Origin of the sequence: Streptomyces sp. NPDC046870 (genome assembly GCF_040704595.1) — a bacterium.
GTDB classification, from domain to species: domain Bacteria; phylum Actinomycetota; class Actinomycetes; order Streptomycetales; family Streptomycetaceae; genus Streptomyces; species Streptomyces argyrophylli.
Window position 1 is genome coordinate 33,548 of the sequence record NZ_JBEYXM010000003.1, and the last position, 19,831, is coordinate 53,378.

Genomic DNA, 19,831 nt, shown 5'->3' on the forward strand with positions numbered 1-19,831 from the left:
CCCTCAGCCCACCCCCACCAGTGCCTCCGCCTCGGCCTCCCGGCGTGCCATCTCCCGCAGCGGTCCGTCCTCGGTGATCAGCCGCTCGTACGGGCCTCGCTGCACCACCCGGCCCACCTCGAGCACGATCACCTCGTCCACCGCGTCGAGTCCCGCCAGCCGGTGGGTGATCAGCAGCGTCGTACGACCCTCCGTGGCGGCCAGCAGATCGGCGGTCAGGGCGTCCGCCGTCGGCAGGTCCAGGTGCTCGGCGGGCTCGTCCAGGACCAGCACGGGGAAACCGGCCAGCAGCGCGCGGGCCAGCGCCAGCCGTTGCCGCTGCCCGCCGGACAGCCGCGCCCCGTGCTCGCCGACGAGCGTGTCCAGGCCGTCCGGCAGCGTGTCCACCCAGTCCAGCAGCCGGGCCCGGGCCAGTGCTCCGCGCAGGTCGGCCTCGGTGGCGTCCTTCCTGGCGAGGAGCAGGTTCTCCCGCACCGAGCTGTCGAAGAGATGCGCGTCCTGCGCGCACAGCCCGACGAACCGCCGTACGTCGTCGCCGTCCAGCGCGCACGCGTCCACCCCGGCGAGCGTGTACGAGCCCGCCTCGGGGTCGAGGAACCGCAGCAGCACCTGGGCGAGGGTCGTCTTGCCGGAGCCGGAGGCCCCCACCACCGCCACCCGGCGCCCCTCCTGAAGCGTCAGGTCCACCCCTGCGAGCGCCTCCCGCCGCTGCCCCGCGTACCGCGCGACCACGCCCTTGACGACCACCGGGAACGGCGAGGCGGGCGCCTGCCGCGGCGGGACGGGCTCACGCACGGGCTCGGGGGCGTCCAGGACCTCGTACACCCGCTCCGCGCTGCGCCGCACCCGCTGCCGGTACCGCGCGGCGAGCGGCAGCCCCAGTACGGCCTCGAAGGCGGCCAGGGGGGTCAGGACGACCACGGCCATCGCCACGTCGCTCAGCCGGCCGTCCGCCACCGCCTGGGCACCGCACGCCGCGGTGGCCGTGACGGTCAGCCCGGAGACGAGCGCGGTGAGCCCGTCGCCGAGCCCGGTGACGGCGGCGGCGCGCGCGGCGATCCGGGTGAGGGTGCCGTCGGCCCGCCGGGTCGCGTCCTCACGGGCCGGCAGCGCACCGGCGACGGTCAGCTCGGCCGTGCCGGTGAGCAGGTCGGTCACCCGGGTGGCGAGGACTCCCCGGGCGGGCGCCAGCCGCCGCTCGGTCCGCCGGGCCGCGGTCGCGGTCAGCAGCGGGACACCGGCACCGGCGGCCAGCAGGCCCGCGGCGAGGACGGCACCGGCCTCGGGCAGCAGCCAGGCCGTGAAGCCGACGGAGGCGGCGGACACGGTGAGGGCCACTCCGGCGGGCAGCAGCCAGCGCAGCCAGTAGTCCTGGAACGCGTCCACGTCCGCCACCAGCCGGGTGAGCAGATCACCGCGCCGGGCGCCGCGCAGCCCCGCGGGGGCCAGACGCTCCAGCCTCCGGTACACCGCGACCCGGGTGTCGGCCAGCATCCGCAGGACGGCGTCGTGCGACACCAGCCGCTCGGCGTACCGGAAGACGGCCCGTCCGATGCCGAACGCCCGGGTCGCGGTCACGGCCACCATCAGGTACAGCACCGGCGGCTGCTGAGAGGCACGCGAGATGAGCCAGCCGGAGGTGGCCATGAGCCCCACGGCACTCCCCAGCGCGAGACTCCCGAGCCCCAGGGCCCCGGCCAACCGACCCCGCCACCGCCCGCCGGTCCCCCGGACCCGCCGCAACACGCCGTTCCCGGCCCGCTGCTCCACCCCACGGTCCAGCTGACCAAGCCCGGCCCCCACCGGCCCACGGTCCAGTTCCCCGGTCCGGCCCTCCACCGGTCCACCATCCAGCCGACCGGACCCAGGCCCCACCGGCCCACCGTCCAGCCCGCCGAGCCGGGACTCCGTGGGCTCACCTTCCAGCCGGCCGAGGCGGGTGGCAGGTGGACGAGGGCAGGGGTCCAGGGGCCGCCTGATGGGCCCACCGCGCACCGGGGAGGGAACCGCAGCGGCACCTCCGAGCCGTACCACCCGGTCAGCCACCCCCAACAACGCAGGCCGATGCACGACAAGCAGCACGGTCCGCCCGGCGGCAAGCCTCCGCACCGCGGCCACCACCTCCCCCTCGGTCCCCCCGTCCAACGCAGCCGTCGGCTCGTCCAGCAACAGCACAGGCCGATCGGCGAGAAACGCCCGGGCCAGCGCCAGCCGCTGCCGCTGCCCCGCCGACAACCCCGCCCCGTCCTCCCCGAGCACGGTGTCGACCCCCTCCGGCAGCGCCGCCACGAAATCCCACGCCCCCGCGTCCCGCAACGCCCTCCGCACGGCATCGTCGTCGGCGTCGGACCGGGCCAGCCGCACGTTCTCCGCGATCGTCCCGGCGTACAGATGCGGCCGCTGCGGCACCCAGGCGACCCGCGACCGCCACTCCTCCAGGTCCAGCCCGGCGAGATCCGCGCCCCCGATCCGCACCCGCCCCGCGGTAGGCCGCACGAACCCCAGCACCACGCTCAGCAGCGTCGACTTGCCCGCCCCGCTCGGCCCGACCAGCGCGACGGTCTCGCCGGGCCCGACGGCGAACGACACCCCGGTCACCGCATCCGAGGAACGCCCCGGATACCGCACGGTGACCCCCTCGAACGCCACCCCACCCGCCGGCACCGCACCGGTACCCGACTCCGGCACCGCCGTCTCCAGCACGGTGAAGATCTCCTCCGCCGCGGCAAGCCCCTCCGCCGCCGCGTGGTACTGCGCGCCCACCTGCCGCAGCGGCAGATACGCCTCGGGTGCCAGCACAAGGATGACCAGCCCGGTGTACAGATCCATGTCTCCGTGGACGAGCCGCATCCCGATCGTCACGGCGACCAGCGCGACCGACAACGTGGCCAGCAACTCCAGCGCGAACGAGGACAGGAAGGCGATCCGCAGCGTCCGCAGGGTGGCCTGCCGGTACTCGCCGGTGATCCGCCGGATGGACTGCGCCTGCGCCTTGGCCCGGCCGAACACCTTCAGCGTGGGCAGTCCCGCGACCACGTCCAGGAAGTGGCCGGACAGCCGCGACAGCAACCGCCACTGCCGCTCCATCCGGGACTGGGTCGCCCAGCCGATCAGCATCATGAAGACCGGGATCAACGGCAGGGTGCAGACGATGATCGCCGCCGACACCCAGTCCTCGGTGACGATCCGGGCCAGCACCGCCACGGGCACCACCACGGCGAGCCCCAACTGCGGCAGGTAGCGCGAGAAGTAGTCGTCCAGGGCGTCGACACCGCGCGTCGCCAGGGTGACCAGTGAGCCGGTCCGCTGACCGCTCAGCCAGCCCGGACCGAGCGCCGCCGCCCGATCGAGCAGCCGCCCGCGCAGTTCCGACTTCACGGCCGCGCTCGCACGATGCGCCGCGAGTTCGGCCAGCCACGCGACCAACGATCGCCCGACGGCCACGCCGGCCAACAGCAGCAGGGGAGTACGCAGCTCGGCGACCGACTGCCCGTGCTGGAACGCCCCGACCACGATCTCGGCGACGAGCATGGCCTGAGCGATGACCAGTCCGGCACCGACGGCCCCCAGACCGACGACCGCGACGAGGAAGAGACGGGTGGCGCGGGCGTACCGCAGAAGGCGGGGATCGATTGGTTTCACGTGAAACATGCCCTTCGGTTCCGAGGGTGCTGTTTCACGTGAAACCGCACCCTCGGCGGACTCAGTGCGCGGCGCCGGCCGCAGCGTCAGGAGCGATGTGCTGTGTGCCGATCCGCTTACGGAAGACCCAGTAGGTCCAGCCCTGGTAGAGCAGAACGAGCGGTGTGGCGATCGCCGCGCACCACGTCATGATCTTCAGGGTGTACGGGCTCGACGAGGCGTTGGTGACCGTCAGGCTCCAGTCCCCGTTCAGGGTGGACGGCATGACGTTCGGGAAGAGCGACAGGAAGAGCATCGCCACGACCGCCACGATGGTGACGCCGGACAGCGCGAACGACCAGCCCTCCCGCCCGGCCTGGTTGGCCACGACAGCCGCCACCAGGGCGACGACGGCCACGACCAGAGCCACCAGGCTCTTGCCGTCACCGCTGTCGGCCTGCGTCCACAACAGGAAGGCGAGCGCCACGACGGTCGCGACCAGACCGACCCACAGGGCCAGCTTCCGGGCCCGGACCCGGATCTCCCCGAGCGTCTTGAGCGCGGTGAACACCGCTCCGTGGAAGGTGAACAGCGTGAGCGTCACCAGGCCACCGAGCAGGGCGTAGGGGTTGAGCAGGTCCCAGAGGTTGCCGACGTACTCGAAGTTCCGGTCGAGCTTCACTCCCCGCACGATGTTCCCGAAGGCCACACCCCACAGGAACGCCGGGAGCAACGAGGTCCAGAAGATCGCCGTCTCCCAGTTGCGCTGCCAGTTCTCCTCCGGCCGCTTGGCCCGGTACTCGAAGGCGACACCCCGGACGATCAGGCAGACCAGGATGAGCAGCAGGGGCAGGTAGAAGCCGGAGAAGAGGGTGGCGTACCACTCGGGGAACGCGGCGAAGGTCGCGCCGCCCGCGGTGAGCAGCCACACTTCGTTGCCGTCCCAGACCGGGCCGATGGTGTTGATCAGCACCCGGCGCTCGGGCCGGTTGCGGGCCAGCAGCCTGGTGAGGATGCCGACCCCGAAGTCGAATCCCTCCAGGAAGAAGTAGCCGGTCCACAGGACGGCGATCAGGACGAACCAGACGTCGTGTAGTTCCATGACTGTTCCCTCGGCCTAGTACGAGAAGGCCATCGGCTTGTCGGCGTCACGAGTGTCGCCGCCGATCTTCGTGGGCGGGTTGAGGTCGGCCTCGGTCAGCTCGGGCGGGCCGGCCTTGACGTACTTCGCGAGCAGCTTGACCTCGACCACGGCGAGGATGGCGTACAGCGCGGTGAAGACGGTCATCGAGGTGAGGACCTCGCCCTGGGAGACACCGGGGGAGACCGCGTCCCGGGTCTGGAGGACGCCGTAGACGACCCACGGCTGGCGGCCCATCTCGGTGAAGATCCAGCCCCACGAGTTGGCGATCAGCGGGAAGGCAAGGGTCCAGGTCGCGATGCGCCAGTACCAGGGCGTGAGCTTCGGGCTGAGCGCCTTGTTCCTGAACAGCACCAGGTGTGGCACCTCGTCCTCGCCGACCCTGAGCGCTTGCGGCAGCATGAACTTCTTCCGGGTCAGCCAGAGCCCGGCGAGCCCGATGGCGAAGGAGGCCATGCCGAAGCCGATCATCCACCGGAAGCCCCAGAAGGCGACGGGGATGTTGGGCCGGTAGTCACCGGGCCCGAACTTCTGCTGCTCGGCCTTGTTCACGTCGTTGATGCCGGGCACGTACGAGCTGAAGCTGTCGTCTGCGAGGAAGGACAGCAGACCCGGGATCTCGATGGCCACGGAGTTGTGGCCCTTGTCCACATCGCCATAGGCGAAGATCGAGAACGGCGCCGGCTTCTGGCCGTCCCACAGTGCCTCGGCGGCGGCCATCTTCATCGGCTGCTGCTTGAACATCACCTTGCCGAGGGTGTCGCCGCTGACCGCGGTGAGCAGGCCGGCGATGACCACGGTGACCAGGCCGAGCCGCAGCGAGGTCTTCATCTCGCGGATGTGCTTCTTGCGGGCCAGGTGGTAGGCGGAGATGCCCACCATGAAGGCGCCACCGGTCAGGAACGCCGCGGACAGGGTGTGGAAGGCCTGGCTGAGGGCGGTGTTCTGGGTCAGCACGGCCCAGAAGTCGGTCAGCTCGGCCCTCCCCCTGGCCTTGTCGATCTTGTAGCCGACCGGGTGCTGCATCCAGGAGTTCGCCGCGAGGATGAAGTACGCCGACAGGACGGTGCCGATCGAGACCATCCATATGCAGGCCAGATGGATCTTCTGGGGCAGCTTGTCCCAGCCGAAGATCCACAGGCCGATGAAGGTGGACTCGAAGAAGAAGGCGATCAGCGCCTCGAAGGCGAGCGGAGCGCCGAAGATGTCACCGACGAAACGCGAGTAGTCGGACCAGTTCATGCCGAACTGGAACTCCTGCACGATGCCGGTGACCACGCCCATCGCGATGTTGATCAGGAAGAGCTTGCCCCAGAACTTCGTCGCCCTGAGGTACTTCTCCTTCTCCGTGCGCACCCAGGCCGTCTGCAGCCCGGCCGTGAGCGCGGCCAGGGAGATCGTCAGCGGAACGAACAGGAAGTGGTAGACGGTGGTGATGCCGAACTGCCAGCGCGCCAGTGTCTCCGGCGCCAGAGCCAGGTCCACGTCGTCACTCTCCTTACTACGGCGTGGTACAGCGGCGGTTTGCCCCTTTTACTGCACACATACGGAACAAACGGGACGCGCTTGTGAAAGCGTTCACATTCACAAGCCATTATGACGCACTGATTTTCGGACCGCGTAGGGGGGTCCCTCCCTGGCTCACTGTCAAGAGCATGACAGAGATGGAGCCGGGGGCGGACGCGTGAGGCGAAGAGGTGCCGCCTCGCGCGTCCGCGCCCTGTGCGGAGCTGCCTCGGGACTACAGCCCCTTGCGGAACACCTCCGCCACCTTCAGGAAGATGTCGTTCGCCTCGGGCTCCCCGACCGTCACCCGCACACCCTCGCCCGGGAACGGCCGGATCACCACGCCGTGCTCCTCGCAGGCCTGTGCGAACGGGACCGTGCTCTCCCCCAGCCGCAGCCACACGAAGTTCGCCTGCGTGTCCGGCACCGTCCAGCCCTGGGCCCGCAGCGCGTCGACCACGCGTGTGCGCTCGCACACCAGCGAGCCCACCCGGCCCAGCAGCTCGTCCTCGGCCCGCAGCGAAGCGATCGCGGCCTCCTGGGCCAGCTGGCTCACCCCGAACGGCACCGCCGTCTTGCGCAGCGCCGCCGCCACCGACTCATGGGCGATCGCGAAACCGACGCGCAGCCCGGCCAGCCCGTACGCCTTGGAGAAGGTCCGCAGGACACAGACGTTGGGCCGCTTCCGGTACAGCTCGACACCGTCGGGCACCTCGGGGTCGCGGATGAACTCCCGGTAGGCCTCGTCCAGCACCACCAGCACATCAGTGGGCACCCGGTCGAGGAACCGTTCCAGCTCGGCCCGTCGCACCACCGTGCCGGTCGGGTTGTTGGGGTTGCAGACGAAGACCAGCCGGGTCCGGTCGGTGATCGCGTCCGCCATCGCGTCCAGGTCGTGCACATCGCCCTGCGTCAGCGGCACCTGCACCGAGCGGGCACCGCTGATCTGCGTGATGATCGGGTACGCCTCGAACGACCGCCAGGCGTAGATCACCTCGTCGCCGGGGCCACTGGTGGCCTGGATCAGCTGCTGGGCGACACCCACCGAGCCGGTGCCGGTGGCCAGGTCGGACAGCGGCACACCGAAGCGGTCGGACAGCTCGTTCATCAGCCCGGTGCAGGCCATGTCCGGGTAACGGTTGAAGTCGCAGGCCGCCGCGCTCACGCTCTCCAGCACACCGGGCAGCGGCGGGTACGGGTTCTCGTTGGAGGACAGCTTGTAGGCGACCGGTCCGCCGGCCGCGGCCGGCTTGCCCGGCTTGTAGGTGGGGATACCCTCCAGCTCGGCGCGCAGCTTGGGGCTCGTCTCGCTCACCGCAGTCCTCCTCGCGACCACCGGCGGCCCGTCGACACCGCCGACATCCAATACTCCACACCTTAAGAGGATTCGGCGCCGCTGCGAACAGGTTCGGGACGCCCGGAAATGCGGCCACCACCACGGGAAGAGGCGAAGCTCACGTCTTCGGCCGACATCAAGGGCATCCTCGTACGAAGGCGTACGTTTCGGGGGGCGCGCCGTACATATATCTATGCGCCGGTAGCTTGCGCCGTGGCGCGCGTCCCCCGTGCAGGTGAGTTGAGACCTCTTCGAGACATCGGGGGCTTGGTAGGTCCATCCGCGTCGACAAGTCACGTCTTACTATTGGATCGCTCAACAACCTTGTTTTCCAAGGAAGTTGACACCCAATGACCATGCAGAAACGTGCCTGTCAACGCGTGCATATGCGTCCGCACTACCCCACCGTATGAGCCCTACTATCGGCTCGCCATGACAGCAGCAGGGAAGCACCAGGTGAGCCGCGCGGAAACCTCACGCCGAGGCAGCCGGCCGGGTCGGGCGGGCATCAGGGACGTCGCCGCCGCCGCCGGGGTCTCCATCACGACCGTGTCCGACGCCCTCAACGGCAAGGGCCGGCTCCCGGACGCCACCCGACGCCATGTCCGCGAGGTCGCCGACCGGCTCGGGTACCGGCCGTCGGCGGCCGCCCGCACCCTCCGTACCGGGAAGTCGGGTCTGATCGGCCTGACCGTGACCACGTACGGGGATGAACCTTTCACCTTCACGGAGTTCGCCTACTTCGCCGAGATGGCCCGGGCCGCGACCTCGGCCGCGCTCGCCCGCGGCTACGCCCTGGTCATCCTGCCCGCGACCTCCCGCCACGACGTCTGGTCCAACGTCGCCCTGGACGGCACGGTCGTCATCGACCCCTCCGACCAGGACCCCGTGGTCAGCGAGCTGGTCCGACAGGGACTGCCGGTCGTCTCGGACGGCCGCCCGGCCGGCGCGCTCCCCGTGACCGCCTGGGTCGACAACGACCACGAGGCCGCCGTACTCGGCATCCTCGACCACCTCGCCGCCGCCGGCGCCCGCCGCATCGGCCTGCTCACGGGCACCACGACGGACACGTACACCCACCTGTCGACCACCGCGTACCTGCGCTGGTGCGAGCGGGTCGGCCAGGACCCCGTCTACGAGGCCTACCCGGCCCACGACCCGTGCGCGGGCGCCGTCGCCGCCGACCGGCTGCTCGCCCGCCCCGACCGGCCCGACGCGGTCTACGGGCTGTTCGACCCCAACGGCACCGACCTGCTCGCCGCCGCCCGCCGCTACGGCCTGCGCGTCCCCGACGACCTGCTGCTCGTGTGCTGCAGCGAGTCCACCGGGTACGCCAGCACCGAGCCGCCGATCACCACCCTGTCCCTGAAGCCGCGCCGCATCGGCACCGCGGTCGTCCAGCTCCTCATCGACGCCATCGAGGGCGTCGAGTCGGACCAGCCGGTCGAGCAGGTGATACCGACCGAACTGATCGTGCGCACCTCGTCCCAGCGGCGGCCCCCACGCACGACGGTCAGCCCGCCGCGGACACCGGACGACACGTAGGGTCTTTCGTTTGGATCATGCCGGGCTGCGGGCCCTGGCACCGCCCGCCGCACCGACCCTCCCCGTGGACCCGGCCGGTGCGGCACAGGGTGACCCGTCGGCGCATCCACGGGCGGGGCGGACCCGGTGGACCGAGGGCCCGGCCGGCCGACAGCCCGTCGAACATCTGCCCAAACGGGGCGAATGCCGCGGCGAACTGGAGTCTTGTTCCGATTCACCACCCCTGGGTCATCACACGGCGCGACGCGCGTTCCTATGATGGGCCCACGACACCGCGGACCGCTGCGACCAGGCAGTCCGAAGCGGTGCAGATGCGGCGCGATGGTGGAGGGGTCTGATGACTCAGGGGGCCGGTCAGGGACCCGAGGCGGAGCGGACGGCGACGCTGCGCGATTTCCGGGTACCCGCGTACGTCCACGAGACCGGTCCGTACGTCCAGCAGATCCACCCCGGCGACGTCGTACCGCCCGCCGACGAGGCGTATCCCGAGGGCTACACCCCGACCCAGCGCGACCTGCCCGTCATCAACCGCGGCGACACCCTCCAGCTCCCCGTCGAGCCCGCCCCCGCCGCCCCGGTCCCGCAGCCCGCGACCGGGCCGGGCCCGCTCTATGTCGTCGGTGACGTCCACGGCTACCTGGACGAGCTGGTGGCGGCCCTGCAGGAGCAGGGCCTGATCGACGCCTCGGGGCAGTGGTGCGCCGGCACCGCCCGCTTGTGGTTCCTCGGCGACTTCACCGACCGCGGCCCGGACGGCATCGGCGTCATCGACCTGGTCATGCGGCTGTCCGCCGAGGCCGCGGCGGCCGGCGGCTACTGCAAGGCCCTCATGGGCAATCACGAGCTGCTGCTCCTCGGCGCGAAGCGGTTCGGCGACACGCCCGTCACCTCCGGCGCGGGAACCGCCACCTTCCAGGCGGCCTGGCTGCTCAACGGCGGCCAGAAGACCGACATGGACCGCCTCCAGGACCACCATCTGCAGTGGATGGCCCGCCTCGACGCCGTCGAGGAGGTCGACGGCTATCTGCTCCTCCACTCGGACACCACCGCCTACCTCGATTACGGCGACTCCATCGAGGCGGTCAACGACACCGTCCGCGAGGCTCTGACCCGCAACGACGCCGACGAGGTCTGGGACCTGTTCCGCAAGTTCACCAAACGCTTCTCCTTCCGCGACGAGGGCGGCGCCGACGCCGTACGCTCGCTCCTCGATACGTACGGCGGCACCCGGGTCGTTCACGGGCACAGTCCCATTCCCTACCTCCTCGGCCAGGTCGGCTCCGAGGACGGCGAGGAGAGCACCCGCCCGGTCGTCGAGGGACCGCACGTCTACGCCGACGGACTCGCCATCGCCATGGACGGCGGAGTGACCATGGCCGGGAAACTGCTGGTCCAGCAACTTCCCCTGGACGGCTGACCGTTCGGCCGGCAGGCATCCCCCAGCCGCGTACGCGCAGGCCGGACCGCAATTTCCGGCAATCCCCTGTCACCGCGCGCCGTCACGGCTCTACCATCGGCTTATCCGTAGCAGGCTCCCCTCCGTTTCTGCCCGACGGCTCGCCGGCGTGCGAGCCCCAAGCCCTACGGAGCATCGGGGGATGCACATGAACAGCGTTCCGCAGCACCTGCAGAGCGAGGACCGCCAGGAATTCGAGCGGCTCCTCGATGAGGCGCTGCGCTCCGCACCGCACCGACCGGAACTGGCCGCTGTCGGACAGCGGCTCAACTCCGAACAACTGCGCACCATGGCGCTCGCCGCCTCCGCCCTGATCACGGCAGCGGCGGCGGCCGAGTACCAGCACTACGTCAAGCTGCGCGACGAACTGCGTCACCCGGCGCTGTCCGGCCCGCCGGCCGTCGGCAACTCCGAGGAGGACGACTCCGGTTCGGCCACCGCGGGCCTCGCCACCGCTCTCGGGGAGGCCGCCGAGAACACCGGCGCGGGCGCCATCGCGGTCATCGCCGTCCTGGCTCCCGTCCTCTCCGGGACCGCCGCGGTGATCTTCCTGCTCGTCGGCTACGTCCTGAAGGCGCTCGACCCCGGCCAGACCTTCGCCCGGACCATGCTCACCGCCGGATGGGTGTTCGGTGCCATCACCGCGGCGGCCGTCCTCGTCGCCGCGGTCGGACTGCTGCTCACCGCTCTGCGCAACAGCACCCCGGCGGACGACCGGGCACGGGACGCGGCCCGCGAGGAGCTGGCCAGGGCCAGGGAGGCATGGCGGGACGCCCTGCTGGAGCGCGGCATCCTGCCCTTCCTCCGGGAGGCACTCGCCGAGCCCGGCACGGCCGCCGGGCACTCGTCGATTCCGCCCGCACCGACCGGCCGCATACCTCGCCTCGGTTACGACCGCCCCGGCTTCAGCAGCCCCGGCGACGGCACCGCGACCGGCCGTCCGAGCTTCACCAGCCCCGACTACACGAGCCCGGACTTCGGAGGCCCGGACCACCAGCCCGAGTGATCCGGGCCGGCCCACCGGTGTGCTGACACCACACCGGCCGGCCGTCGACCCGCTGCCCCGCCGCACCAGCCGGCCGTCAGGGGACCGGCCGGCGCGGCGAGTTCAGCGTGCTGCGCTCAGTCAGTCCGCGATCGGCAGGTACACCCGGTTGCCGGCGGCCGCGAACTCCTGCGACTTCTGGGCCATGCCCTCCTCGATCTCCGCCCGGCTGCCGCCGTGCTCCCGCCGGATGTCCTGCGAGATCTTCATGCTGCAGAACTTCGGCCCGCACATGGAGCAGAAGTGCGCCGTCTTGGCGGGCTCGGCCGGCAGGGTCTCGTCGTGGAACTCCCGAGCCGTGTCCGGGTCCAGCGCGAGGTTGAACTGGTCCTCCCAGCGGAACTCGAAGCGGGCGTCGGACAGCGCGTCGTCCCACTCCTGCGCACCGGGATGCCCCTTGGCGAGGTCCGCCGCGTGTGCGGCGATCTTGTAGGTGATGACGCCGGTCTTGACGTCGTCCCGGTTGGGCAGGCCTAGGTGCTCCTTGGGCGTGACGTAGCAGAGCATCGCCGTGCCCCACCAGGCGATCATCGCGGCACCGATGCCGGAGGTGATGTGGTCGTACGCCGGCGCGACGTCCGTGGTCAGCGGGCCGAGCGTATAGAACGGGGCTTCATCGCAGATCTCCTGCTGAAGGTCGATGTTCTCCTTGATCTTGTGCATCGGGACGTGTCCCGGGCCCTCGATCATCGTCTGTACGTGGAAACGCCTGGCGATCCGGTTGAGTTCCCCGAGCGTCCTCAGCTCCGCGAACTGCGCTTCGTCGTTGGCGTCCGCGATCGACCCCGGCCGCAGGCCGTCACCCAGCGAGTACGTGACGTCGTAGGCGGCGAGGATCTCGCACAGCTCCTCGAAGTTCTCGTACAGGAACGACTCCTTGTGGTGCGCCAGGCACCACGCGGCCATGATCGAACCGCCGCGCGAGACGATGCCGGTTTTGCGATTCGCGGTGAGCGGCACGTACGGCAGCCGGACGCCCGCATGGACCGTCATGTAGTCCACGCCCTGCTCGGCCTGCTCGATGACGGTGTCCTTGTAGATCTCCCAGGTCAGTTCCTCGGCCTTGCCGTCGACCTTCTCCAGGGCCTGGTAGAGCGGCACCGTGCCGATGGGGACGGGGGAGTTGCGCAGGACCCACTCGCGCGTGGTGTGGATGTTGCGGCCGGTGGACAGGTCCATGACCGTGTCGGCGCCCCAGCGGGTCGCCCAGGTCATCTTCTCGACCTCCTCCTCGATGGAGGACGTCACCGCGGAATTGCCGATGTTGGCGTTCACCTTCACCAGGAACCGCTTGCCGATGATCATCGGCTCGATCTCCGGGTGGTTGACGTTGGCCGGCAGCACCGCCCGGCCCGCCGCGATCTCCTCGCGCACCACCTCGGGGGAGACGTTCTCCCGGAGGGCCACGAACTCCATCTCCGGCGTGATCTCGCCGCGGCGGGCGTACGCGAGCTGCGTCACCGCCTGGCCGTCGCGGCCCCGCCGCGGTTGTCGCGGGCGTCCGGGGAAGACCGCGTCCAGGTTCCGCAGCCCGCCGCGCGGCGCGGTGTGCTTGATGCCGTCGTCCTCGGGACGGACCGGACGGCCCGCGTACTCCTCGGTGTCGCCGCGGGCGATGATCCAGTTCTCCCGCAACGGCGGCAGGCCACGGCGGACGTCCGTGTCGACGAGTGGATCGGTGTACGGGCCGGATGTGTCGTACAGCGTGACCGACTGCCCGTTGGTGAGGTGCACCTGACGGACCGGCACGCGCAGATCGGGGCGCGAGCCCTCGACGTACGCCTTGTGCCAGCCGATGGACTTCCCGGCCTCCTGTGACTTCTCGTCCTGGACGGAGGCAGGCGTGCGTGCGTCCTTGTTGGCCATGAGACCTACTCCCTACGCCGGCATTACCCGGTAACAGGTTCGGCGGTCGACGCAGCGGTGTCCGTCTGCCGACGTTTCCTGTGGAACGCCTCTTGTTCCACGTGAAACGTCGCGTGTACGGAGTTCAGCGCCCTCTCAGCCCGGTGCTCCGAGCTCCCGCGTGTACAAAGGTGCTCCCACGCTAGCGTCATGTGTGGCGCGGTGAACAGTGGGCCCCCCGCCGTTCTTGCGATGATCGGGCGGTGACCAGGATCGAGCAGTACCCTTACCAGCCGCCCGAGCCGCCCCGCCGAGACGGCCCGGAGCAAGGGGATGGACACGGCCACGGGCCGCGCGGCCATGGTCACTCACATGGCCACAGCCACGGCCCCGCCACCCCCGTCTCCCAGCACCTGCGCAAGGTCATCGCGGCGATCCTGGTCCCCTTCACCGCGGCGGTCCTGGTCGGCCTCGTGGTGCTCTGGCCGGGGCAAGCTCCCTCCCACAAGCGCACCGGCGTCGGCTTCGACCGGCAGACCCAACAGGCAACGGTCAGCCGGGTCGTCGAGGTCAGCTGCAAGTCGGTGAACGCCTCCGGCGGCACTCCGGCCGGCGACACCTCCAACACCGAGGGCACGTCGGCGGAGGCCAACAGAACCTGCAAGAGGGCCACCATCCGGATCGACACCGGTAAGGACAAGGGCCGTACCTTCACCGAGATCGTGCAGCCGGACCAGTCGCGGCAGCTGCACCAGGGCGAGAAAGTCGTGGTCGCCTATGAGCCCTCGGCCCCCAAGGACCTGCAGTACTCGGTGACCGATGTGAACCGGACGTTCCCCATGGCACTGCTCGCGGGGATCTTCGCGGTGGCCGTCGTGGTGGTGGGCCGGCTGCGCGGAGTCATGGCGCTGGTCGCGCTCGCCGTGAGTTTCCTCGTGCTGACCCTGTTCATCCTGCCGGCGATCCTGGAGGGGGCGAACCCGCTGCTGGTCGCCGTGGTGGGGTCGAGCGCCATCATGCTCATCGCCCTGTACATGTGCCACGGGCTGTCGGCGCGCACGTCGGTGGCGGTGCTCGGCACACTGATCTCGCTCTGCCTGATCGGCGTGCTCGGGTCGCTGTTCATCGGCTGGGCCGCGCTGACCGGTAACACGGACGACAGCACCGGCCTGATCCACGGCCTGTATCCGTCGATCGACATGAGCGGTCTGCTGCTGGCAGGCGTCATCATCGGTTCGCTCGGCGTCCTGGACGACGTGACGGTGACACAGACCTCCGCCGTCTGGGAGCTGCACGAGGCCAACCCGTCGATGGGCTGGCGCGGGCTGTACCGGGCGGGCATCCGCATCGGCCGCGACCACATCGCGTCCGTGGTCAACACCCTGGTGCTCGCCTACGCCGGTGCCGCACTGCCGTTGCTGCTGCTGTTCTCCATCGCGCAGAGCAGCGTCGGCACCGTGGCCAACAGCGAGCTGGTGGCCGAGGAGATCGTGCGCACGCTCGTGGGCTCGATCGGTCTGGTCGCCTCCGTCCCGGTCACCACCGCACTGGCCGCGCTCGTCGTGTCGGCCGACCGGACCGGTCCCGGTGTCCCTGCGCCCGCCGGGGCACAGCCCGCGCCGGCACGCGGCGGCCGGGGCCGACGCCGGAAGCGGTGACGCAGGGAGGAGGAGCCGGGAGGGGTGACGCGAGGAGGGAGGAGCCGGGAGCGGTCAGCCGCCCCCCGCAGAAGCGTTCCTGCACAGTTCCGCGTGGCATGGCGGACCGCCCGCCACCCCTTCCCCATCGTTCAGCCGGCGCTCTGTTCCTCGGCCAGGATGCGGTCCAGGGCCTCGTCGAGGTGGGCGTCGAAATCGGCGAGCGCGCCCTCCTGGCCGAGCGGCACGAGCTTGTCCGTCCGGTCGAGGAAGGCCACGAGCGGTGGCGCCGACGACCGGAACAGGGCCTGGTCGCCGCCGACCTGAAGCCGGATCAGCACCTCGCCCAGCACCTCGGACTCCACGGGGGCGATGTGCACGTCGCCCTCCCCGCACGGGCGGCCGACCCCGTCGATGAGCAGCTCCCGTCCGAAGGCCCAGGTCACCGGCGCGTCGCCGGGCAGATGGAAGGTGAGGCGTACGGCATACGGATCACAGGTCTCGTAGCGCAACTCCACCGGGATGCGGAAGGAGAGCTCCTCCGACACGAGAAAGCTCATCATGACTTCTGCCTGTACGGACTCGCGCATTGCCTATCCCGTCATATGACATCGACTGGCCGGGATTGATCCCTCTGACCGTGGTCAAATCTTGCTGAAAGTACACGAGAGATCACAAGGAGTGAGTTTTCAGATACTGATAGAGAGAGTGAGCGACCCCAGATGCCGCCCGATCTCCGCCTGCAGCCGGTGCGCCGCGGGCATCAGCCGGTCGGCCTGGTGAACGGGCAGGGAGATGGCCATGGTGGCCGCGGTGGTACCGACCGTGATCGGAACCGCCGCGCAGACGGTGCCGACCGCGTACTCCTGGCGTTCCACCACCGGTTCCATGCGCCGCGTCCGGGCGAGCCGGCGCAGCAGCACGTCGTTGTCCCGCACCGTGTACGGCGTGAGGGGCCGCACGGGATACCGGGCGAGGTGGTCACGCCGCGCGTCCTCGTCCAGCTGGGAGAGCAGGCACTGTCCGATCGCGTGCGCGTGGCCGGTCTCCCGGAAGTCCGCCCACTCCTCCACCGCGGGCGCCTGACGGGAGGCGGAGACGCACATGACCTCGATCTCGCCGTTCCGGTACATCGCGTAGTACACCGGCACTCCGATGGAATCGCGCCAGTGCGCGAGCGTGTCCGCCACCGTGCTGCGACGTTTCTGCTGCGCTCCGCTGCGGCCCAGTCGCTCCGCCGCGTCACCGAGGAAGAACAGCCCCTTCTCGCGGCGCAGATAGCCCTCGTGGACCAGGGTGCGCAGCAGGTGGTACGTCGTGGGCAGGGCGAGGCCGGTCTCACGGGCGAGTTGTTTGGCGGGCGCGCCGTACGCGTGCGCGGCGACGGTCTCCAGCAGGCGCATGGCGCGCTGGACGGACCCGATGAGCGTGGCCGCGGGTGCGGGGGCGGCCGGTGGTCCCGGCCGGCCGGCGGCGGGCGGTGGTCCGGGGCGGCCCGCCGCACGCGGGGGTCCGGGGGCGTCCGCGCCGCGTGGGGGTCCCGGAGCGTCCGCGGCACGTGGGGGTCCGGGGATGCCCGTCGCCTGCGGCTGGCCCGGGACGGCCAGCGGGACCGGTCGCTGGACGGGGGGCACGCACGAACGCGGCGGGGCGGGGGGTGCGTGGGATTCTGCCGGTGCGGTGTCAACCGTGGCCAAGGATCACTCCCGGAGCGCGAGGGACAGCCCGTGCGACAAGAGCACGGAGGGGGGTCTGCGCCGCCCACGGGGCCGGACCCGTGGGAGTTCCGGACTTTAACCGCCCGCCACCGCCCGCAGACGGCTCCCGGGAGAAACTTCCCTCCCCCGAGGGAACCGGCACTCCGTCACGGGTGACCGGCTCCCGGGCGCCTCACCAGTCGCTGCGCGACGAGGAGTTCCCCATGAACTTGCGGACGACGTAGATCAGTCCGCCGACCAGGGCGACGAAGACCAGCGCCTTGAACAGCAGGCCGATCACGAACCCGACCACCGTCGCTATCAGGCCGCCGAACACGACCAGGGCGATGACCGGCACCGCGACCCACTTCACCCACCACGGCAGCCCCGCGAAGATCTCTCGCATCGCCCTCGTCCTTTGCGTTCATGTGCGTTGTCGATGTTCCGCACTCGATGCTAGGGCCGCGGAGGGCCCTCAGGGGGCCCTCGCATCCCTTGTCCTCCCCTGACCCGTCCCCTAGGGAACCCGGGGCTGCGGGGTCACGCCTCGGGTGGAGAGAACACGACGAGCACCCTGAGGTCCTCGCTGATGTGGTGGAACTTGTGGGGGACCCCGGCGGGCACGTACACGACGCTGCCCCGCGCCACCTGCGTCGTCTCCAGACCGACGGTGATCGACGCCCGGCCGCTGACCACGACGTACACCTCGTCCTGGCCGTGCGGGTTCTGCGGGTCGTGCTCACCCGCGTCGAGGGCGTAGAGACCGACCGACATGTTCCGCTCGCGCAGGAACTGCAGGTAAGCGCCTTCGTTGGCGGCTCGTTCCGCCTCCAGATCATCCAGCCGGAATGCCTTCATCGCCGCTGCCGCCCTCGCCTCACTGCTCGCTGTTCCGCTGCCCGCCGTCGCACCGCTCACCGTCCGTCCGGCCACGGTCCGCCCGGTCTGCCACGATCAGACACATGAAGAATTTCGTAGTCAAGACGATCGCCAACGCGGGCGCCCTGGCGGTCGCTGTGTGGCTGCTCGACAAGATCACTCTGACGGGTGACAGCACCGCCAAGAAGGCCGGCACGCTGATCGTCGTCGCGTTGATCTTCGGCCTGGTGAACTGGTTGGTCAAGCCGATCGTGAAGGTGCTCACCTTCCCGTTGTTCATCCTCACCCTGGGGCTGATCACCCTGGTCGTGAACGCGCTGATGCTGCTGCTGACCTCCTGGGTCTGCGGCAAGCTGGACCTGAGTTTCCATGTGGACGGTTTCTGGACGGCCGTCCTCGGCGGTCTGATCGTCTCCGTCGTCTCCTGGGCACTGCACGTCGTCCTGCCCGACGAGGACTGAGCACATGACCTACCGCGTCTGTTTCGTGTGCACCGGCAACATCTGCCGCTCCCCGATGGCCGAGTCCGTCTTCCGCGCGCGCGTGGCGGAGGCCGGGCTGGAGGAGCTGGTGGCGGTCGACAGCGCCGGCACCGGCGGCTGGCACGAGGGCGAACCCGCCGACCCGCGTACCGTCTCGGTCCTGGAGGAGCACGGCTACGACAGCGAGCACGTCGCCCGCCAGTTCCTGCCGTCGTGGTTCGCCGGTCTCGACCTCGTGATCGCCCTCGACACCGGCCATCTCAAGGCCCTGCGCCGCCTGGCGCCCACCGCGGATGACGCGCGCAAGATACGCCTGCTGCGCTCCTACGACCCCGCCGCCGGCGACGACCTCGACGTGCCGGACCCGTACTACGGGGGCCGGGACGGCTTCGAGGAGTGTCTTGAGATGGTGGAGGCGGCGAGCACCGGTCTGCTCGCCGCCGTGAGGGACGAGCTGGAAGGACGGGCCGCATGAGCGATGCCACGAAGAACGAGGGTCCCGTCGGCGACGGCACGCGCGCGGTGCGGGCGGGACTGCCCGAGCCTGCCAAGAACGAGCCGACCCTGCCAGGACCGGTGTTCGCGGCCCACTTCCACCTGCCCGGCGAGGTCTCGGGACCGTATGCGTACGGCCGTGACGAGAACCCGACCTGGACGCTGCTGGAGCGGGCCGTCAGCGAGCTGGAGGCACCCGGGCAGGACGCCGAGACGCTGGTCTTCGCCTCCGGCATGGCGGCGATCTCCGCCGTGCTGTTCTCGCAGCTGCGCGCCGGGGACGCGGTCGTGCTGCCGTCCGACGGCTACCAGGTGCTGCCGCTGGTCGGCGCCCAGCTGGAGGCGTACGGCGTGGAGGTCCGCACGGCCCCGACCGGCGGGGACGCCCAGCTGGAGGTGCTCGACGGGGCCCGGCTGCTGTGGATCGAGTCGCCGTCCAACCCCGGGCTCGATGTCTGCGACATCCGGCGCCTGGCCGAGGCGGCCCACGCGCGTGGCGCCCTGGTGGCCGTCGACAACACCCTCGCCACCCCGCTCGGCCAGCGTCCGCTGGAGCTGGGCGCCGACTTCTCCGTGGCGAGCGGTACCAAGCAGCTCACCGGCCATGGCGATGTCCTGTTGGGTTACGTCACGGGTCGCGACACCGAGGCGATGGCGGCCGTGCGCCGCTGGCGCAAGATCGTCGGCGCCATCTCCGGCCCCATGGAGGCCTGGCTCGCGCACCGGTCCATCGCCACGCTCCAGTTGCGCGTCGACCGGCAGAACGCCACCGCCCTGGCCGTCGCTCAGGCACTGCGACAGCGGCCCGAGGTCTCCGGCCTGCGCTACCCGGGCCTGCCCGACGACCCCTCGCACAAGATCGCCACGCAGCAGATGCGGCGCTACGGCTCCGTCGTCTCCTTCACCCTGCCCACGCGCGCGCGTGCCGAGCGTTTCCTGGCTGCCCTGCGGCTGGTGGAGGACGCGACGAGCTTCGGCGGGGTGCGGTCCACGGCCGAACGCCGCCGCCGCTGGGGCGGGGACGCCGTCCCGGAGGGCTTCATCCGCATGTCCGTCGGCGCGGAGGACCCGGAGGACCTGGTGGCAGACGTGCTCCGCGCCCTGGACGAGTCCGCCGAGTAGCGTCCGTGTCCCCCGCCGCTGTCG

The 19,831-nt window shown here is 70.6% G+C and carries 16 protein-coding genes and 1 riboswitch; of the genes, 7 read left to right on the plus strand and 9 right to left on the minus strand.

Translation table 11 applies throughout. The features are described from left to right. Positions 1 to 3: 3 nt before the first annotated feature. The 4 genes from cydD to hisC all read right to left on the minus strand — a co-directional run bounded on the left by cydD (position 4) and on the right by hisC (position 7,583). Positions 4 to 3,651, minus strand: a complete 3,648-nt coding sequence (gene cydD, locus AB0946_RS08725; RefSeq protein WP_366759864.1) for a thiol reductant ABC exporter subunit CydD — start codon at positions 3,649 to 3,651, stop codon at positions 4 to 6. A 52-nt stretch (positions 3,652 to 3,703) separates the two neighbouring features. Further along, on the minus strand, positions 3,704 to 4,723 hold the full coding sequence (gene cydB, locus AB0946_RS08730) for a cytochrome d ubiquinol oxidase subunit II (RefSeq protein ID WP_366759865.1): 1,020 nt from the start codon (positions 4,721 to 4,723) through the stop codon (positions 3,704 to 3,706). 15 nt (positions 4,724 to 4,738) lie between these two features. Further along, a complete protein-coding gene (locus AB0946_RS08735) occupies positions 4,739 to 6,247 on the minus strand; it encodes a cytochrome ubiquinol oxidase subunit I (RefSeq protein WP_366759866.1) in 1,509 nt (502 codons plus the stop codon). A 256-nt stretch (positions 6,248 to 6,503) separates the two neighbouring features. Beyond that, positions 6,504 to 7,583, minus strand: coding sequence for a histidinol-phosphate transaminase (gene hisC, locus AB0946_RS08740; protein ID WP_366759867.1), 1,080 nt, complete (start codon positions 7,581 to 7,583; stop codon positions 6,504 to 6,506). Positions 7,584 to 8,036: 453 nt separating this feature from the next. On the opposite strand from hisC, the gene AB0946_RS08745 reads away from it, so the two are divergent. The 3 genes from AB0946_RS08745 (at position 8,037) to AB0946_RS08755 (ending at position 11,611) form a co-directional block, all read left to right on the plus strand. Next, a complete protein-coding gene (locus tag AB0946_RS08745) occupies positions 8,037 to 9,149 on the plus strand; it encodes a LacI family DNA-binding transcriptional regulator (protein WP_366759868.1) in 1,113 nt (370 codons plus the stop codon). A gap of 337 nt (positions 9,150 to 9,486) precedes the next feature. Further along, entirely contained in the window at positions 9,487 to 10,566 is a 1,080-nt protein-coding gene (locus tag AB0946_RS08750; RefSeq protein WP_366759869.1) for a metallophosphoesterase, read from the plus strand. A 181-nt stretch (positions 10,567 to 10,747) separates the two neighbouring features. After that, positions 10,748 to 11,611 (plus strand): hypothetical protein, encoded by an 864-nt coding sequence (locus tag AB0946_RS08755; protein WP_366759870.1) that lies wholly within the window; start codon positions 10,748 to 10,750, stop codon positions 11,609 to 11,611. Between the two features lie 120 nt (positions 11,612 to 11,731). Here the strand turns inward: AB0946_RS08755 and thiC are convergent, their stop codons facing one another. Continuing rightward, the gene (gene thiC, locus AB0946_RS08760; protein WP_366759871.1) at positions 11,732 to 13,516 is read right to left on the minus strand and encodes a phosphomethylpyrimidine synthase ThiC; all 1,785 of its coding nucleotides are present in this window, start codon (positions 13,514 to 13,516) and stop codon (positions 11,732 to 11,734) included. Then, positions 13,509 to 13,686, minus strand: a riboswitch (TPP riboswitch). It overlaps the preceding gene by 8 nt. A 72-nt stretch (positions 13,687 to 13,758) precedes the next feature. Between thiC and AB0946_RS08765 the strand changes: the two genes are divergently transcribed. Then, positions 13,759 to 15,153: a YibE/F family protein gene (locus tag AB0946_RS08765; RefSeq protein WP_366759872.1), complete on the plus strand. Its 1,395-nt coding sequence runs from the start codon at positions 13,759 to 13,761 to the stop codon at positions 15,151 to 15,153. A 131-nt stretch (positions 15,154 to 15,284) separates the two neighbouring features. Here the strand turns inward: AB0946_RS08765 and AB0946_RS08770 are convergent, their stop codons facing one another. From AB0946_RS08770 to AB0946_RS08785, 4 genes are all read right to left on the minus strand, one after another. Beyond that, complete coding sequence (locus AB0946_RS08770) at positions 15,285 to 15,722, minus strand: SsgA family sporulation/cell division regulator (RefSeq protein ID WP_030640078.1); 438 nt, start codon at positions 15,720 to 15,722, stop codon at positions 15,285 to 15,287. Between the two features lie 99 nt (positions 15,723 to 15,821). Next, complete coding sequence (locus AB0946_RS08775; RefSeq protein WP_366760276.1) at positions 15,822 to 16,556, minus strand: IclR family transcriptional regulator C-terminal domain-containing protein; 735 nt, start codon at positions 16,554 to 16,556, stop codon at positions 15,822 to 15,824. Between the two features lie 466 nt (positions 16,557 to 17,022). Further along, positions 17,023 to 17,235, minus strand: coding sequence for a DUF5326 family protein (locus AB0946_RS08780; RefSeq protein ID WP_356118675.1), 213 nt, complete (start codon positions 17,233 to 17,235; stop codon positions 17,023 to 17,025). Between the two features lie 134 nt (positions 17,236 to 17,369). Continuing rightward, positions 17,370 to 17,687: a cupin domain-containing protein gene (locus AB0946_RS08785; protein ID WP_171154736.1), complete on the minus strand. Its 318-nt coding sequence runs from the start codon at positions 17,685 to 17,687 to the stop codon at positions 17,370 to 17,372. A gap of 104 nt (positions 17,688 to 17,791) precedes the next feature. On the opposite strand from AB0946_RS08785, the gene AB0946_RS08790 reads away from it, so the two are divergent. The 3 genes from AB0946_RS08790 to AB0946_RS08800 are packed head-to-tail and all read left to right on the plus strand — an operon-like array spanning position 17,792 to position 19,807. Then, positions 17,792 to 18,169 (plus strand): phage holin family protein, encoded by a 378-nt coding sequence (locus tag AB0946_RS08790; protein ID WP_366759874.1) that lies wholly within the window; start codon positions 17,792 to 17,794, stop codon positions 18,167 to 18,169. A gap of 4 nt (positions 18,170 to 18,173) precedes the next feature. Beyond that, positions 18,174 to 18,665: a low molecular weight protein-tyrosine-phosphatase gene (locus AB0946_RS08795; RefSeq protein WP_366759875.1), complete on the plus strand. Its 492-nt coding sequence runs from the start codon at positions 18,174 to 18,176 to the stop codon at positions 18,663 to 18,665. Then, a complete protein-coding gene (locus tag AB0946_RS08800) occupies positions 18,662 to 19,807 on the plus strand; it encodes a cystathionine gamma-lyase (protein ID WP_366759876.1) in 1,146 nt (381 codons plus the stop codon). Before AB0946_RS08795 ends, AB0946_RS08800 begins: the two co-directional genes overlap by 4 nt. Positions 19,808 to 19,831: the final 24 nt, after the last annotated feature.

Bases quoted from the DNA above. Each gene is read 5' to 3' on its own strand.
- AB0946_RS08800 (WP_366759876.1), top strand. From the start codon at position 18,662: ATGAGCGATGCCACGAAGAACGAGGGTCCCGTCGGCGACGGCACGCGC.
- AB0946_RS08780 (WP_356118675.1), bottom strand. From the start codon at position 17,235: ATGCGAGAGATCTTCGCGGGGCTGCCGTGGTGGGTGAAGTGGGTCGCG.
- AB0946_RS08755 (WP_366759870.1), top strand. From the start codon at position 10,748: ATGCACATGAACAGCGTTCCGCAGCACCTGCAGAGCGAGGACCGCCAG.
- AB0946_RS08745 (WP_366759868.1), top strand. From the start codon at position 8,037: ATGACAGCAGCAGGGAAGCACCAGGTGAGCCGCGCGGAAACCTCACGC.
- thiC (WP_366759871.1), bottom strand. From the start codon at position 13,516: ATGGCCAACAAGGACGCACGCACGCCTGCCTCCGTCCAGGACGAGAAG.
- AB0946_RS08795 (WP_366759875.1), top strand. From the start codon at position 18,174: ATGACCTACCGCGTCTGTTTCGTGTGCACCGGCAACATCTGCCGCTCC.
- AB0946_RS08790 (WP_366759874.1), top strand. From the start codon at position 17,792: ATGAAGAATTTCGTAGTCAAGACGATCGCCAACGCGGGCGCCCTGGCG.
- AB0946_RS08770 (WP_030640078.1), bottom strand. From the start codon at position 15,722: ATGCGCGAGTCCGTACAGGCAGAAGTCATGATGAGCTTTCTCGTGTCG.
- AB0946_RS08750 (WP_366759869.1), top strand. From the start codon at position 9,487: ATGACTCAGGGGGCCGGTCAGGGACCCGAGGCGGAGCGGACGGCGACG.
- AB0946_RS08785 (WP_171154736.1), bottom strand. From the start codon at position 17,687: ATGAAGGCATTCCGGCTGGATGATCTGGAGGCGGAACGAGCCGCCAAC.
- cydB (WP_366759865.1), bottom strand. From the start codon at position 4,723: ATGGAACTACACGACGTCTGGTTCGTCCTGATCGCCGTCCTGTGGACC.
- cydD (WP_366759864.1), bottom strand. From the start codon at position 3,651: ATGTTTCACGTGAAACCAATCGATCCCCGCCTTCTGCGGTACGCCCGC.